Consider the following 14657-nt stretch of genomic DNA (forward strand, 5'->3'; position numbering starts at 1 on the left):
ATGAATGCTTTCATCAGACACGATAATCATAGCTTATAAATACCGTTCACTTCCTTTAACAAATGTTCGACGAAGCGGGTAAGTTTCGGTAACGGGCGCAGATCCTGGCGCCACAGCAGGTGTATCGGCCTCGGTTCCGGGGTGTAATTTTGTAAAATACGCACCAGTCGGCCATTGGCTAAATCTTCCGCCAGCAGCACTTCCGGCTGCAATAACAGCCCGGCGCCGGCCACCGCCGCCATACGCAGCGCGTAGCCATCATTGCAGCGCAGCACCGCATCGCGCTTCCAGCGTACCTCTTCCGCAGCGCCCGGCAGCCGCCACTCGTTGCGCGCGGTCCACACCGTATGCGAAAGACACTGATGCCCGGCTAAATCAGCGGGCGTCTGCGGCGTGCCGTGGCGCGCCAGATAATCCGGCGCCGCGCAGATCGCCATGCGATAAGGGGCGAGATACTTCGCCACCAGGTCGGTACGCTGGATATCGCCGATGCGAATCGCCAGATCGATTCCCTCATCCACCAGGTCCACCATGCGGTTCGTCAAATCAAGCTCGACGCGTACCTCTGGCCAGGCCTGCAGAAAGGAGGCGGTCAGCGGCGCGATAATGCTGGCGCCGAAAGAAACCGGCGCGCTCACCCGTAGCGTACCGGCAGGGGCCAGCCGTAATCGCTCAACCGAACGCTCGGCATTCGCCACCTGCTCCAGTACCCGTCTGGCCTCGTCAAAATAGACTCGCCCGGCATCGGTCAGGCTTTGCCGGCGGGTATTTCGCTCCAGCAGGCGGGTGCCGAGCTGGCCTTCAAGTAAGGCGATATATTTGCCGACCATCACCGCCGACATCTCAAGACGCGCCGCCGCGCCGGTAAAACTGCCGCACTCCACCACCGCGACAAACGTCTCCATTCCACGCAGCTTGTCCATATTACAAACCCCTGGTTAGCAATCATCTAACTTTTAGCCAGTTTATCCGATAATCGATTAATTAAAGAATAGAGGCTCACTTCACTGAGGAGTTTGCGATGAAAATTATCGTTATTGGCGCCAGCGGTACCGTTGGCCGCGCGGTTGCGGAAGAACTGAGCCGCCAACATGAGGTTATCCGCGTTGGCCGGACCCACGGCGACGAGCAGGTTGATATCACCTCGCAGCACAGCGTGCAGGCGCTGTTCGAGAAAATTGGCCCGGTCGATGCCATCGTCTCAGCAGCCGGCAGCTTATACTTTGGCCCGCTAAGCACGATGACCGACCGCGATTTTGACCAGGGACTGCAGGATAAATTGTTGGGGCAGATTCGCCTCGCCCTCACCGGCCAGCATTATCTTAACGATGGCGGTTCCATCACCCTTATCAGCGGCATCGTCGCCGATGAACCCATCGCTCAAGGGGTGAATGCCACCACCGTTAACGCCGGACTGGCCGGCTTCGTTCGCGCCGCCGCCTGTGAATTACCGCGCGGGATCCGCATTAACCTGATAAGCCCCACCGTGCTCAGTGAATCCGTCGAAGCCTATGACGGCTTTTTCCCCGGTTTCTCCAGCGTACCGGCCGCAGCGGTGGCGCAGGCCTACCGCCGCAGCGTCGAAGGGATCCAAAGCGGACGGGTTTATAAAGTCGGTTATTAATTATTTTCGGGCAGGATGTCGCATTCCTGCCCTTATATTGATTATCTGTTGGTTATTGTGAAGCGCCTCGCATAACGCCCTTATCCACATTATCTGTATGACTTTAGGTTACTCAATACGACAATTCTAATGTCATGATGTATCAGCTAATTATTTTATTTCCCCATTATTTTATGGGGTCAAACATCTATCTCATTAGACCGCAATAAAAACAGGGAATTTTTATTTCTCTCTGTGGTTCATCATTCTAATCCCCTCGCAATATGGCAGAGTTTTATCTGCCCGATAAAAAACCATCAGCTGCTTTGCCAGTAAAAAATTAAGCACAAAGCATAAAACTCTAAAAATAGCGCAACGCACAAATGCAGCGTTTTTCCAGCGCCAGGTAAAGCATTTTTTTTATATCCAGCACCGATATTTTTTGTCATTTCGCAAATGATACGGAGTTGTAAAAATGGTGAATGAAATGTTGTGATGAGTAGATTAGCTGTACTCCTCATTGAAATATCACTCTTACGCTGATGAAGACCAAAATAATGAGAGAGCACCATGACAAAACATCAATCTGTTAATGTCGAGAATCTTGAAAGTAATACCATCAGACCAATCCCCTTAAATATGCGTCACGGCAAACCAGGCGATCTCTTTACCATTTGGTTTGGCTCCAACATTATGCTGTTAACTGTTATCACCGGCGCGATGTCGGTGACGATTTTCCACCTTTCCTTTTTATGGTCAGTGATTGCGCTATTTATCGGCAGTCTGGTCGGCGGGCTCTTTATGGCGCTGCATTCGGCACAGGGGCCAAAACTCGGGGTGCCGCAAATGGTCCAGACCAAGGGCCAGTTCGGATCCTATGGCTCCGTGCTGGTGGTCTCGATTGTCGTACTAATGTATATCGGCTTTACCGCCTCCAGTCTGGTACTCGGCGGGCAGTCGATGCACGCGATTTATCAGCCGATGAACTCGGACATTGGGATTATCGTGGTTGGCGCGCTAAGCCTGTTTGCCACCATCTTTGGCTATAAGATCATCCACTCCTACGCGCGGATAATGTCGTGGATTTCAGGTATCGTACTGGCGGCAACCTTCGTGTGGATAGTCTTCATCCATGGCCTGCCGGGCAATTTTATCGACCGCGGCGGCTTCAACATCGTCGGTTTCCTCGGCGCCGTGTCTATCGCCGCGCTCTGGCAGCTGGCCTATGCGCCCTATGTCTCTGATTATTCCCGCTATATGCCCTACAGCACCAACGATAAAAGCGTCTTTTACGCCAGCTATTTTGGCTGCATTCTCGGCTCCTATTTGCCGATGGTGCTCGGGGTACTTGTGGCGATTTGTATCGGTAATGACGATATTATTCAAGGGATTATGGATCTGACCGGCAGCATGGGGGCGATAGTGATTATCGTGCTGGCGCTGGGGATCGCTGCCACCAACTCGATGATGCTGTACTGCGGCGTACTCTGTACCCTGACGCTCGGCCAGACTTTTATCGACGGCTGGTCGCCGATGGCGCGGGCGCGCATTATCACCGCTATTTTGACCATGCTGCTGGAGATATTCCTCGCCATCTATGGCCAGGAAAATTTCCTGTTAATCTACACTAACTTTATTACCGTGCTGCTGTATGTGCTGGTGCCGTGGACGGCGATTAATCTGGTCGATTATTATTTAGTGGCCCATGGCGAATATCACGTTGAGTCTTTCTTTAAACGCGATGGCGGTATTTACGGCTACTTTAATGCAACGGCAATATCCTGCTATATCCTCGGTATTCTGGTCGAAGTACCGTTTATGTCGACCTCAATTTATACCGGGCCAATCGCCCTCACCTTCGGCGGCGCGGATCTCTCCTGGATTATAGGTTTATTGGTGGTCTCACCGGTCTATTATTATTTCTCGAAAGCGAAGAGTGTTAAAAGCATGGCTTTTGCAAAAGAGAAGGTTTAAGGACTACAAGAAAGCGCGCCGCCTTCACGGCGCGCCGGCGTTTAAGCTGACATCCAGCGGCAGAGGTTTTTCAACATCTGCGCGCACTTTTCCAACTGCGCCTCGCTAACAAATTCATCCGCCTTATGCCCCTGCTCCATGCTTCCCGGACCACAAACAAGCGTGGCCACGCCGGCCTCATCAAACAATCCGCCTTCGGTGCCAAAAGCGACCGTTGAAAAATCCTCACATTCGGCCCACTGCGCCAGCCAGCCGGCGAACGCCGACTGCGGGTCGCTCAGCAGGCCGGGATACTGGCTGAGCGGTTGAAAGGTAATAGCCGCTTCCGCCGCCGTCGCGCGCATTTTTGGCAGCAGTTCGCCTTCGGCATACGCCTGCAGCGAGGCCAGGGTGTCATCGAGCGAAACATCCGGTAAATGGCGAATTTCAAAATCGAACTGACAGTGCTGAGGTACAATATTCAACGCCGCGCCGCCCTTAATCATCCCCACCTGCAGGGTGCTGAAAGGCGGATCAAAACGCGTATCCTGGCGAAGCGCCAGCTGCTCTCCCAGCTCGTCCAGGCGGCCAATCAGCTTTGCCGCCCAGGTAATCGCATTCACGCCATCAGGCGCGTAAGCGGAGTGGCAAGCGTGGCCGTGAACATCGCAGCGCATCGCCAGCTTCCCTTTGTGACCATAGACTGGACGCATCTCCGTCGGCTCGCCGATGATGCACATCGCCGGTTTCTCTGTCGATGCCTGCAGATGAGCGACCAGGCTGCGTACGCCAAGACATCCCACCTCTTCATCGTAGGAAAAAGCCAGGTGCAGCGGCATACGTAGCGGTTGGGCGAGAAAATCAGGAATGGCGGCCAGTACGCAGGCGAGAAAGCCTTTCATATCGGCGCTACCGCGGCCGTAGCAGCGGCCATCGCGTTGCGTGAGGGCAAAAGGGGGAACCGTCCATGGCTGGCCGTCAACCGGCACCACGTCGGTGTGGCCGGAGAGCATAACGCCGCCGGGCCCCGCAGGGCCCAGTCGTGCATAGAGATTAGCTTTTCGCCCTTCCGCATCATAAAAGCGCTGCGTTTCGACTGCGAAGCCGTGGAGATACTCGGCAATATCGTCGATCATCGCCAGGTTCGATTCGCGGCTGGTGGTGTCAAACGCCAGCAGCCGCGCCAGAATATCTTGTAATCGACTATTCATCGCCGGGTACTCCGTAACTGGGAGCCTCCCGCGGGTCGAGCGCGCGCGTCACGTAAGCCTGCATTTGCGGTTCATAGGCCTGCCACAGCGCCGCCAGCTCGCCAATCGGGTCCGTTTCACTCCAGTCGACGCGCAGATCCACCAGCGGCCAGGAGTAATCATCTACCACTTTCACCGCCGCCGAATGGACCGGCCCGGCCTCGCCGCCTTCTGCTACACCGGCCTGCAGCGCGGCAACCAGCCGCGTCGCCAGCTCGCCTTCGGTTTGCGAAAACATTGCCGCCATCGCGGCAATAACAGCCTCAGATGCCAGCATATTACCGCCGGCGATACAGTTATCGCCCTGCACAACATGCCAGGTCCCCAGCGTTTTATCGCCGCTGAACCACGCGGTCTGGCCGCTGGCGTCGATGGCGATAATCTGCCGATAGCGGCTAAAGTCGTCTTCCGCCAGCGCCCGACGCATCGCTTTCTCCGCCGTCAGCCCCTGCTCCATCTGCGCCAGAGTGAGTTGCCCCAGCGCCGGTAAGGTAATGTTCTGACTCGATACCGCTCCTACCCCCGCCTGCAGCCACGGGCAGCGGGCGCCGACGGCAATGCTTGAAGAGCTGATCGCGATACCAAACTGCCCGCTTTCCGGGCAGCGTGCGGCAATCGAAAATGTCATTCTGCCTCCTTATTTCGCCGCGTCATCAGGGATGACGGCGATTACATCAATTTCCATTAGCCACTGCGGTTGCGCCAGCGCGGAAATTACCAGCCCGGTGGAGATCGGGAACACGCCTTTTAGCCACTTGCCTACCTCCTGATAGACCGGTTCGCGATAGCGCGGATCGATAATATAGGTGGTGGTTTTGACGATATGTGACAGATCGCTCCCCGCCTCTTCCAGAAGCTGTTTGACGTTTTTCATCGCCTGTTCCGCCTGCGCCCGCGGGTCGCCAAGACCCACCAGATTGCCTGCAAAATCCGTCCCTACCTGGCCGCGAACGTAGACGGTATTACCGGCGCGCACCGCCTGACATAAATCATTGTCCAGCGTCTGATTAGGGTAAGTCTCTTTGGTATTGAACATCCGAATACGAGTATGGGTCGGCATAATGGTTATCCTGTTCAGTAAGTCATGATTAACGCTGGCTGGCGTCTTTGTACTGGCTATATTTACGGCGGGTGGCGATATGGTCGGCGATATGCTTCGCGTCGTGCCAGACGCCCCAGATAAAGGTTGATCCCCGGCGCGATAACCACGGCAGGCCGAGGAAGTAGACACCCGGTTCGCTGGAGACGCCGCGCTGATGCTGAGGACGGCCCTGTTCGTTGAAAGCGTTGACGTTGAGCCAGCTGTAGTCCACCGCATAGCCGGTGGCCCAGATAATGGTGTTAATCCCCGCCTGCGCCAGATCGAGCGACAGGATCGGCGACGTCATGCAGTCCGGGTCCGCTAAGAATTGCCGTGCGGCGGGCTCTTCCGGTAAATCCAGGCCATTGGCGGCGATGTAAGCATCGGCGGCATCCAGCAGCGCCAGGTAGTTTTCATCGCCGAGGCGAATGTTTTCGACGAGATTATTTTTAAAGGAGACGGTGCCCCCGGCGAAGGATTCGGTGAGACCAACCAGCGTGATACCGCGATGCGCCAGCTCGCGGAAATCAACCGTGTGGCCGCCGTGCGCGCCGCTAACCGCGATGGTAACGTGCTCTTTACCGGGTTCGCTGGCCGGGGCATCCCACAGGCCTAATACCCCCAGCCACCAGCAGAAGTCCCGGTTACGATAGGCGCGCGGCGGGCGGTCATGGGCGCCGACCGACAGATAAACCTTACGGCCCGCGCGCTGCAGTTCATCGGCGATTTGCACGCCGGACGAGCCCGCGCCCACCACCAGCACCGCGCCTTCCGGCAGTTGTTGCGGGTTGTAATATTTCGCCGAATGAATTTGATGGATGGCGCTGTCGCGCGGGGCGATCGGCGGAATAACCGGCTTCTGGAACGGCCCGGTCGCCGCGACAATATTCAGCGCTTCAATCACGCCGTCGGTGGTTTCAATGGTAAACCCCGGACGACCGTGGTTACGCACCGCACTTTTGACTTCCACGCCGGTACGCACCGGAAGATTAAACTCGCGCACATAATCGACAAAGTATTGCGCAACATCATCCTTGGCAATAAAGGCATCGGGGTCGCCGCCTTTAAACTCCATGCCCGGAAAACGGTCATGCCACGCCGGGCCGTTCGCCACCAGCGAATCCCAGCGGCCGGTACGCCAGGCTTCGGCAATGCGATTCTTTTCCACGACCAGATGCGAAATACCCTGTTTACTCAGGTGCTCGCTCATGGCGATACCGGCCTGCCCCCCGCCAACAACCAGCGTCTCAATTTGTATTTTTTCTACGGTCATATATGTGTCCTTCGGATGATGTTCTGCTCATCACCGAGGTTAATAAACCGTTATACACAGGTAAATTATTATAAATTTAGTACCTGAGAATAAAATAATGATGCAGCGGTCTCTACCTGCCTTCAGGCCATTTCCGCCACGCGAATACGCGGTATTTATTTTTCAGGCACGAGATTTTGAAAGGAAAAATAACCATGACTTCGAGGCTCATAAAAATATTGTCAGAGCTTCGTTTTTTTATAGGCAATAAAACGCAGAAAATATTACATGAATATATTTACCCGCGCTAATCGCGGGTAAATTTGCTCATTCAGGCGACTTTCACTTCTTGCTGCGGCGGGCTTAATACCGCGTTGCGGCAATACTCCATAAACAGTTTGGTGGGTTTAGTCGGTTCACTACTGCGCAGGTGCGCCATCACCAGCGCGGAATTCGCCATTTCATCCTGAATCTCCACACAGCGTACCTGCTGGCCGTCATAGGTCATGTCGTTCACCGGGCGCGTCACCAGCACCGAGAAGCCCAGCCCCTGGCCGACCATGCAGCGCACCATCTCAATCGACGGCGAACTGTAGGCCACCTGCGGGTTGTAGCCCTTATCTTTGAAAATGCTGATGAAGTAGTTTTTGCTTGGCACCACATCCAACAGGATCATTGGCAGATTGCTCAGCTCCGACAACCGCACGGAGTGCCGCTGGGCCAGTGGATGATCCGCCGGTAACAACGCATAGGGCTTCTGCGGCGCGTTGAGGCTCTCGGTATAAATCGAGGTATCCAGTTCGAGGTCGTAGAGAAAAGCCAGGTCAAAACGCCCGCGGTGCAGACCGTGAGCAATCTCGTGCTGCTCGCCGTCGTAAATTTTAATAGTGATTTCCGGATAAATTTTCTTAAACCCGGCCATCAACGACGGCATATACAGCGGCGCGGCGGTTTCGAAACAACCGATGGAAATAATCCCGGAGACCAGCTCATTGTCGGCCTTCGAGTTTTGTTCAAATTGATAAGAGAGCCGCAGCAGTTCTTTGGCTTTTTCATAAAAACGCTGCCCGCTCGGGGTCATTGATACCCCCTGGGCGTGGTGGCGAATAAAAAACTGCTGCTCAAACATATCTTCCAGCGTCTTCACGGCGATGGAAATTGACGGCTGCGCGATATGCAGCTGGCGTGAGGCTTCAGCAATACTTTCCGCCTCGACGACGGCAACAAAGTATTTGAGCTGTTTCAGGGTGAAATGGGGCATGTGATACCTTATTTTTTTATCATCAAGGAGGCAGGCTGATTAGCTTTAAACGATGAATACCCTGACCTGCAACCCTCTGCCGTGAAAAAGATCAACAATCCGACAGCGATCAGATTTTTACAGAAAATTAACAGATATCTGGCGAAAAAATTGCGAGCGCCGGAGGATAGTACTTCGGCCAGTATAAGCAGGATGAGAAAAAACAAGGCATATAACTACCTTATATTACAACGTATTAATCGTGCTGCCGCTCATGAAAACAGGCTGATGAACTCGATCGTTTCACCGTTATTCATTTCCCCTTAAGTAGTATTTATATTCTCAATGCCTTAATTTGAGAATATTTAATATCACCAAAAGCACGCAGGCTCCGGGGTTGTAGAAAACTGACCGCAAATAAAAACTCTTTGCATTACAGCCTATTGAAAAATTGCACCTCCCCGATTTTTGAACGCCATCACAACGCCCGACCTCCCGCCCTGGATCACAGAAAATAGCCAATCCTGGCTAACAACGATTTTTATAGAGGTTGCCTAGATTTTTAGTCCTTTCTCGCCGCATTGGCCTCCTGCATCATGAACTCAAAGAAACAAATAAATAACAATTACGCAACATGCGAAGGGGAGGGTTCATGTCTGATAGAAACTTTTGGCAGCGCAAGCTGCAGGAGCAGCGCTTTATCAGCCACGCCATTATCGATGGTCAACCGTACGTCGCGAAAAGCCGTAAAACCTGTCCCGCCATTAACCCAGCCAGCAATACGCTGCTGGCGGAAGTCACCTCGCTGCAGACAGAAGATATCGATATTGCCGTCGCCTCCGCGCGCCGCGCGTTTACTTCCGGCGTCTGGTCTGGGCTGGCGCCGCAGGAGCGTAAACGCGCGCTGCTGCGTCTCTCGGCGCTGATCCTTCAGCATCGCGAAGAGCTGGCGCTGCTGGAGAGCGTCAGCATGGGGAAACCGGTCAACGATGCGCTGAACATTGATGTCCCCGGCGCCGCGCACATCCTCAGCTGGTATGCCGAAAGCGTAGATAAACTCTACGATGAAGTGGCTCCCGCCAGGCCCGGCGCGCTGGCGACCATTACCCGCCAGCCCATCGGCGTGGTTGCCGCCATCGTGCCGTGGAATTTCCCGCTCGACCTCGCCTCCTGGAAGTTGGGTCCGGCGCTGGCCGCCGGCAATAGCGTAATCCTCAAGCCCTCGGAAAACTCGCCGTTTAGCGCCCTGCGTCTGGGCGAACTGGCGCTGGAGGCCGGTATTCCGCCAGGCGTGCTTAACGTGGTGACCGGACTGGGAACCGAAACCGGAAGCGCGCTGGGACTGCATCACGATATCGATGTCATCGCCTTCACCGGCTCAACCGCCGTCGGCAAAGCCTTTATGGCCTATTCGGCCCAGTCCAACCTGAAACAGGTATGGCTGGAGTGCGGCGGCAAGAGCGCCAATATCATCTTCGCCGACTGCCAGGATCTCGACCTGGCCGCTGAAAAAGCAGCTTTTGGTATCTGTTTTAATCAGGGCGAAGTCTGCTCGGCAAACTCCCGCCTGTTGGTTGAGCGCCCGATTTACGCGGCCTTCATTGCCAAACTACAGGAAAAAATGCAGGCCTGGGCTCCGGCGCATCCGCTCGAACCGCAAAGCCGCATGGGGGCTATGGTCAGCGCCGCCCATGCCGAAAAAGTGATGGCGGCTATCCGCCGCGCGCAAGACGAGGGAGCAACGCTGCTTACCGGCGGCCGTACGGTGGAAATAGACGGCGTCGCCAACTACGTTCAGCCGACGCTACTGACCGACGTGAACGAAGAGATGGCGCTGTGGAAAGAGGAAATTTTTGGCCCGGTGCTGGCGGTTTGCGCCTTCGATAGCGAGCAGGAGGCGGTCCATCTGGCGAATAACCATATCTATGCGCTGGCCGCCTCGCTGTGGACCGACAATCTGCACCGCGCCCATCGCGTCGCCGCGCAGCTGACCGCCGGAACGATCTCGGTAAATACCGTCGATGCGCTGGACGTCACCGTTCCCTTTGGCGGCAACAAACAGTCGGGCTTTGGCCGCGATCTGTCGCTGCACGCCTTTGATAAATTCACCAGCCTCAAAACCACCTGGTTTCAGTTTCAGCAGACAGGAGAGACGAAATGACTAATCCAAGCAATCAGAACCGTTCGACGTCCGATTACCAACATTCAGATGCGGCTCACCATATTCATGCCTTCCTGGATCAAAAAGCGCTGAACGCCGAAGGGGCGCGCGTCATGGTACGCGGCGAAGGACTTTACCTGTGGGACAACGATGGGAATAAATACCTCGATGGAATGTCCGGCCTGTGGTGTACCCAGTTGGGCTACAGCCGCCAGGATCTGGCGGACGCCGCCGCGGCGCAGTTTGCCAAACTGCCCTATTACAATATGTTCTTCCACACGACCCACCCGGCGGTGATTGAGCTTTCCGAGCTACTGTTCAGCCTGCTGCCTCCGCACTACAGCCACGCTATCTACACCAACTCCGGTTCGGAATCGAATGAAGTGCTGATTCGTACCGTTCGCCGTTACTGGCAGATCCTCGGTAAGCCGGAGAAAAAGGTGATGATTGGCCGCTGGAACGGCTATCACGGCTCCACGCTGGCGGCAAGCGGGCTCGGCGGCATGAAGTTCATGCATGAAATGGGCGGGGTGATCCCGGACGTGGCCCATATCGATGAACCCTACTGGTTTATGCACGGCGGCGACCTGACGCCGCAGGAGTTCGGCCTGCGCTGCGCCCGCCAACTGGAAGAGAAAATCCTTGAGCTGGGCGCGGAAAACGTCGCCGGCTTTATCGCCGAGCCGTTCCAGGGCGCGGGCGGTATGATCTTCCCGCCGGAAAGCTACTGGCCGGAGATCCAACGTATCTGCCGGCAATATGACGTGCTGCTGTGCGCCGATGAGGTGATTGGCGGCTTTGGCCGTACCGGTGAATGGTTTGCGCATCAGTACTTTGGCTTTGAACCGGATACGCTGTCGATTGCCAAGGGGCTAACCTCCGGTTACGTACCGATGGGCGGCCTGGTGCTGAGCAAGCGCATGGCCGACGTGCTGGTGGAAAAAGGCGGCGTTTTCCCACACGGCCTGACCTATTCCGGCCACCCGGTGGCGGCCGCGGTGGCGATTGCCAACCTGAAAGCCTTACGCGATGAAAACCACGTCACCCGAGTTCGCACCGATAGCGGCCCCTATCTGCAAAAAACGCTGCGCGAGGTGTTCGAAAACCATCCGCTTATTGGCGAGGTGCAGGGAGCCGGGCTGGTGGCCGCCCTGCAGTTTGCTGAAGATAAAGCCACTCGCAAACGCTTTGCCAACGAGAACGAACTGGCCTGGCGCTGCCGCACCATCGGTTTTGAGGAAGGCGTGATTATCCGCTCGACGCTGGGGCGCATGATCATGGCGCCGGCGCTGATAGCTGGACATAGCGAACTCGATGAACTGGTTGAAAAAACCAAACGCGCCGTGGACCGCACCGCGAAAGAGATTGGCCTGCTATAAATATTATTACGTACCCTCTTTCATAAATAACCCGCTATGTGCGGGTTATTTATTAAGTTTCGAATAATTAACTAGTGCCGGCGGTGAAATGCAAAATTAAATATATCGACGATATTAGCGATGAATATCGTCGTGTACAGTAATGAGTTGGATTTTATTATTAACTTGTGAATTTTTTATGCTTATTAAATATCTCCCGGTATGCGCGCTGTGTATCGGCCTGCTGCCAGGCGCGCTCTTTGCCCAGACGGGGGAAGTTAAAACCAACGCCGAGAAATCGGCGGATGACCCGACTAAAGTGACCACCAAATTTGGCGTGACGTGGTCAGATAACTACGATCTGAACGACAGCAATCTCGCATTTTCCGGCTCGCTGGCCTTTGACGAAGCGCGGAAACTTAATGTGCGTATTAATAGCGACGCCACGGAATGGCGCGTCGGCGGTTCATGGCTATTTCCCATTGGTATTTTTAACTTTAACTTTGGGAAAAATGTTTATCCCGATGACTCCTCACAAACCAACTATTCTATCGGTACGTTCCTGCCGCTCAGTTATTTTGGCTTTGAACCAGCAGGTTTCCAAATATTCCCGATGGCCGGTTATACCTATAATACCGGCGACCATATGACCTGTAATAAGGATCAACATAGCGCCTGTTCGCAGTCGGGTTTTAACGGCATGCCGTCGCCGGAGAACGGTTTTGAATCGACGAATATCTCCGGCAGCAGCGGTTATCTCGGCGCCTTTGTTCTGAAACCTTTGAGCGCCGATCTACGCCTGTTAGGTTTCGCCGGTGGATCGTATGGCTCAAAAAACGACGATGGCGATAACTATAAAGGTTATTTCGCCGGGGTCGGCGTGGGATATAACCTGACCGAGCATAACGCGGTGAAATTTATGACCTACGTTCAGGATAACAACACCTATCTCGATGAAGCCGAAAAGCGCTTCCTGTTCTCCTGGCAGTATCAGCTTTAAGACGGTGAGCGGGGTCATCTGGCCTCCGCTTCTGCATACGCTCCCACTCTGGTTACGATTGCGCGAAGACAGACTTTCTGGTGATGTGTAAAGTAGCAAAAAAATGTTGATCTGATACGAACAAGCTTTTATTTTGCCTGCTAGTTTTCAAACTGAGATGAAACTGATGCCTACTATTATCGCCAGTAGTATGAAAGAAGCTAAAGAACTCGTTAACGCCAGAAAGTATCGGGAAATCGTCCTGAATTTCGATGTTGACGCTGATGATTTTTTTACCCTTGCAACGGCTCAGCGTGACACTAAAATCACCATTGCAAACAAAAATAGCCACTCACCGGTTACATTAGAAAAATAATAAAACCCCTGAGGAAATTTTTATGTTGTTGTTTATTGGCACTATTGCTGTCGCTTTTCTCTCTTCCCTGATGCTTATCTGGCTTGACGATCGCATCGCCGAGCAGGAGTAACCCCTCCCCCGATTTAAAGCTCTCCGCACCGGTCATCGGTGCGGAGACAAAAGATTACAGCGATTTCGCCAGACGTTCGACGGCGGTCAGCAGACCGGCTTCAGAAACCGTCGAATAGGAAAGACGCAGGGTGCGGGTATCCGGATTATCGTTGTAGAACGCTTCACCAGGTACGTAAACCACGCCGTTTTCCAGCGTCTTTTTCAGCCACGCCATGGTATCGAACGGATAGCGGAAACGGGCCCACAGGAACATTCCCCCTTCCGGGCGGCTAAACTCAAGATGCTCGCCAAGACGGCTTTCCAGCGCATCAGCCAGCGCCACGCACTTCTTACGGTAGTCTTCGCGGATCAGGGCGATCTGATCGTTCAGGCGATTCATTCCCAGATACTCAGCGGTGATAACCTGAGAGAGCATATTGGTATGCAGATCCGCCGCCTGTTTCACGATCACCGCCTGGTGCGCCAGCCATTCCGGCATCACGATCCAGCCAATACGCATTCCCGGCGCGAGGATCTTGGAGAACGTGGAGGTGTACACCACCCGATCTTCACAGCCTTGTTCGATCGCATGTTGATACAGCGGACGACGCACTTTATCAGTGAAGCTAATTTCGCCGTAGGGATCGTCTTCAACAATCACAAAATCATGTTGCTTCGCTAACGCCACCAGCCGTTGGCGACGATCGTCGCTGAGGGTTTTACCGCCAGGGTTACCAAACGTCGGCACCAGATAGACCGCTTTAACCTTAGTGGTCTCCAGCAGATCGGCCAGTTGTTCAACCAGCATGCCGTTATCGTCGGTATCGACGCTCAGGATGTTCGCCTGCGCCAGCTGGAATACCTGCAGCGCGGCAAGGTAGGTCGGGCGTTCAACGACGACCGCATCGCCCGGATCGAGCAGCGTGCGGGCGACAATATCCAGCGATTGCTGCGAGCCGGAGGTGATGTACACCTGGCTTGCCGAGCAGGCCACGCCGCGCGACTGGCAGATTTCGCTCACCGCCTGACGCAGCGGCGGATAACCTTCGGTAAGGCCGTACTGGAACGCATCATTAAAACGTTCGCTCATCACCTTTTGCACCGCGAGGTTGAGACCTTCGGTATCAAACAGTTCCGGAGCCGGAATACCACCGCCAAGCGAAATAACGCCGGGCAGTTTACTGTGTTTGAGAAGTTCGCGGACGGCGGAGGGCTTAAGTTCACCCGCGCGGGCGGCGAGGCGCCGATCGTGCATATGCTTTTCCTTTTCTGTCTTGTTGTTGTGTTAGTTGTACGTTGAAGCTTTGCAGG

At 54.5% G+C, this 14657-nt stretch carries 13 protein-coding genes; 6 read left to right on the plus strand and 7 right to left on the minus strand.

Going from position 1 to position 14657, the window contains the following annotated elements; all coding sequences use genetic code 11:
* Positions 1-26: 26 nt before the first annotated feature.
* A complete protein-coding gene (locus ABLU78_RS20430) occupies positions 27-923 on the minus strand; it encodes a LysR family transcriptional regulator (RefSeq protein ID WP_015369691.1) in 897 nt (298 codons plus the stop codon).
* 98 nt (positions 924-1021) lie between these two features.
* Between ABLU78_RS20430 and ABLU78_RS20435 the strand changes: the two genes are divergently transcribed.
* Positions 1022-1624, plus strand: a complete 603-nt coding sequence (locus ABLU78_RS20435; RefSeq protein ID WP_020077929.1) for a short chain dehydrogenase — start codon at positions 1022-1024, stop codon at positions 1622-1624.
* Between the two features lie 549 nt (positions 1625-2173).
* Positions 2174-3577, plus strand: a complete 1404-nt coding sequence (locus ABLU78_RS20440; protein WP_032715834.1) for a cytosine permease — start codon at positions 2174-2176, stop codon at positions 3575-3577.
* A gap of 41 nt (positions 3578-3618) precedes the next feature.
* On the opposite strand, the gene argE is transcribed toward ABLU78_RS20440, so the two are convergent.
* The 5 genes from argE to ABLU78_RS20465 all read right to left on the minus strand — a co-directional run bounded on the left by argE (position 3619) and on the right by ABLU78_RS20465 (position 8400).
* A complete protein-coding gene (argE, locus tag ABLU78_RS20445) occupies positions 3619-4767 on the minus strand; it encodes an acetylornithine deacetylase (RefSeq protein ID WP_048229473.1) in 1149 nt (382 codons plus the stop codon).
* Positions 4760-5434 (minus strand): DUF1028 domain-containing protein, encoded by a 675-nt coding sequence (locus ABLU78_RS20450; protein ID WP_048229475.1) that lies wholly within the window; start codon positions 5432-5434, stop codon positions 4760-4762. Before ABLU78_RS20450 ends, argE begins: the two co-directional genes overlap by 8 nt.
* A gap of 9 nt (positions 5435-5443) precedes the next feature.
* A complete protein-coding gene (locus ABLU78_RS20455) occupies positions 5444-5866 on the minus strand; it encodes a RidA family protein (RefSeq protein WP_015369686.1) in 423 nt (140 codons plus the stop codon).
* A gap of 28 nt (positions 5867-5894) precedes the next feature.
* Complete coding sequence (locus ABLU78_RS20460) at positions 5895-7160, minus strand: NAD(P)/FAD-dependent oxidoreductase (RefSeq protein WP_015703482.1); 1266 nt, start codon at positions 7158-7160, stop codon at positions 5895-5897.
* A gap of 310 nt (positions 7161-7470) precedes the next feature.
* A complete protein-coding gene (locus tag ABLU78_RS20465; protein ID WP_015369683.1) occupies positions 7471-8400 on the minus strand; it encodes a LysR family transcriptional regulator in 930 nt (309 codons plus the stop codon).
* Positions 8401-9031: 631 nt separating this feature from the next.
* Between ABLU78_RS20465 and ABLU78_RS20470 the strand changes: the two genes are divergently transcribed.
* The 4 genes from ABLU78_RS20470 to ABLU78_RS20485 all read left to right on the plus strand — a co-directional run bounded on the left by ABLU78_RS20470 (position 9032) and on the right by ABLU78_RS20485 (position 13253).
* Positions 9032-10540, plus strand: a complete 1509-nt coding sequence (locus ABLU78_RS20470) for an aldehyde dehydrogenase (protein WP_015369681.1) — start codon at positions 9032-9034, stop codon at positions 10538-10540.
* Complete coding sequence (locus tag ABLU78_RS20475) at positions 10537-11919, plus strand: aspartate aminotransferase family protein (protein ID WP_015369680.1); 1383 nt, start codon at positions 10537-10539, stop codon at positions 11917-11919. The genes ABLU78_RS20470 and ABLU78_RS20475 overlap by 4 nt, the downstream gene beginning before the upstream one ends.
* A 178-nt stretch (positions 11920-12097) precedes the next feature.
* Positions 12098-12898 carry a hypothetical protein gene (locus ABLU78_RS20480; protein ID WP_045359829.1) on the plus strand — a complete coding sequence of 267 codons (801 nt, stop codon included), beginning with the start codon at positions 12098-12100 and terminating at the stop codon, positions 12896-12898.
* 166 nt (positions 12899-13064) lie between these two features.
* Positions 13065-13253, plus strand: coding sequence for a hypothetical protein (locus ABLU78_RS20485; protein ID WP_015369678.1), 189 nt, complete (start codon positions 13065-13067; stop codon positions 13251-13253).
* Between the two features lie 166 nt (positions 13254-13419).
* Here the strand turns inward: ABLU78_RS20485 and ABLU78_RS20490 are convergent, their stop codons facing one another.
* Positions 13420-14601 carry a PLP-dependent aminotransferase family protein gene (locus ABLU78_RS20490; RefSeq protein ID WP_047076539.1) on the minus strand — a complete coding sequence of 394 codons (1182 nt, stop codon included), beginning with the start codon at positions 14599-14601 and terminating at the stop codon, positions 13420-13422.
* Positions 14602-14657: the final 56 nt, after the last annotated feature.

Origin of the sequence: Klebsiella sp. JN_Kp122 (genome assembly GCF_040062085.1) — a bacterium.
GTDB lineage: Bacteria > Pseudomonadota > Gammaproteobacteria > Enterobacterales > Enterobacteriaceae > Klebsiella > Klebsiella aerogenes.

Excerpts from the sequence above, each read along its gene's own strand:
- ABLU78_RS20430 (WP_015369691.1), bottom strand. The coding sequence starts at position 923 with ATGGACAAGCTGCGTGGAATGGAGACGTTTGTCGCGGTGGTGGAGTGC.
- ABLU78_RS20435 (WP_020077929.1), top strand. The coding sequence starts at position 1,022 with ATGAAAATTATCGTTATTGGCGCCAGCGGTACCGTTGGCCGCGCGGTT.
- ABLU78_RS20440 (WP_032715834.1), top strand. The coding sequence starts at position 2,174 with ATGACAAAACATCAATCTGTTAATGTCGAGAATCTTGAAAGTAATACC.
- argE (WP_048229473.1), bottom strand. The coding sequence starts at position 4,767 with ATGAATAGTCGATTACAAGATATTCTGGCGCGGCTGCTGGCGTTTGAC.
- ABLU78_RS20450 (WP_048229475.1), bottom strand. The coding sequence starts at position 5,434 with ATGACATTTTCGATTGCCGCACGCTGCCCGGAAAGCGGGCAGTTTGGT.
- ABLU78_RS20455 (WP_015369686.1), bottom strand. The coding sequence starts at position 5,866 with ATGCCGACCCATACTCGTATTCGGATGTTCAATACCAAAGAGACTTAC.
- ABLU78_RS20460 (WP_015703482.1), bottom strand. The coding sequence starts at position 7,160 with ATGACCGTAGAAAAAATACAAATTGAGACGCTGGTTGTTGGCGGGGGG.
- ABLU78_RS20465 (WP_015369683.1), bottom strand. The coding sequence starts at position 8,400 with ATGCCCCATTTCACCCTGAAACAGCTCAAATACTTTGTTGCCGTCGTC.
- ABLU78_RS20470 (WP_015369681.1), top strand. The coding sequence starts at position 9,032 with ATGTCTGATAGAAACTTTTGGCAGCGCAAGCTGCAGGAGCAGCGCTTT.
- ABLU78_RS20475 (WP_015369680.1), top strand. The coding sequence starts at position 10,537 with ATGACTAATCCAAGCAATCAGAACCGTTCGACGTCCGATTACCAACAT.
- ABLU78_RS20480 (WP_045359829.1), top strand. The coding sequence starts at position 12,098 with ATGCTTATTAAATATCTCCCGGTATGCGCGCTGTGTATCGGCCTGCTG.
- ABLU78_RS20485 (WP_015369678.1), top strand. The coding sequence starts at position 13,065 with ATGCCTACTATTATCGCCAGTAGTATGAAAGAAGCTAAAGAACTCGTT.
- ABLU78_RS20490 (WP_047076539.1), bottom strand. The coding sequence starts at position 14,601 with ATGCACGATCGGCGCCTCGCCGCCCGCGCGGGTGAACTTAAGCCCTCC.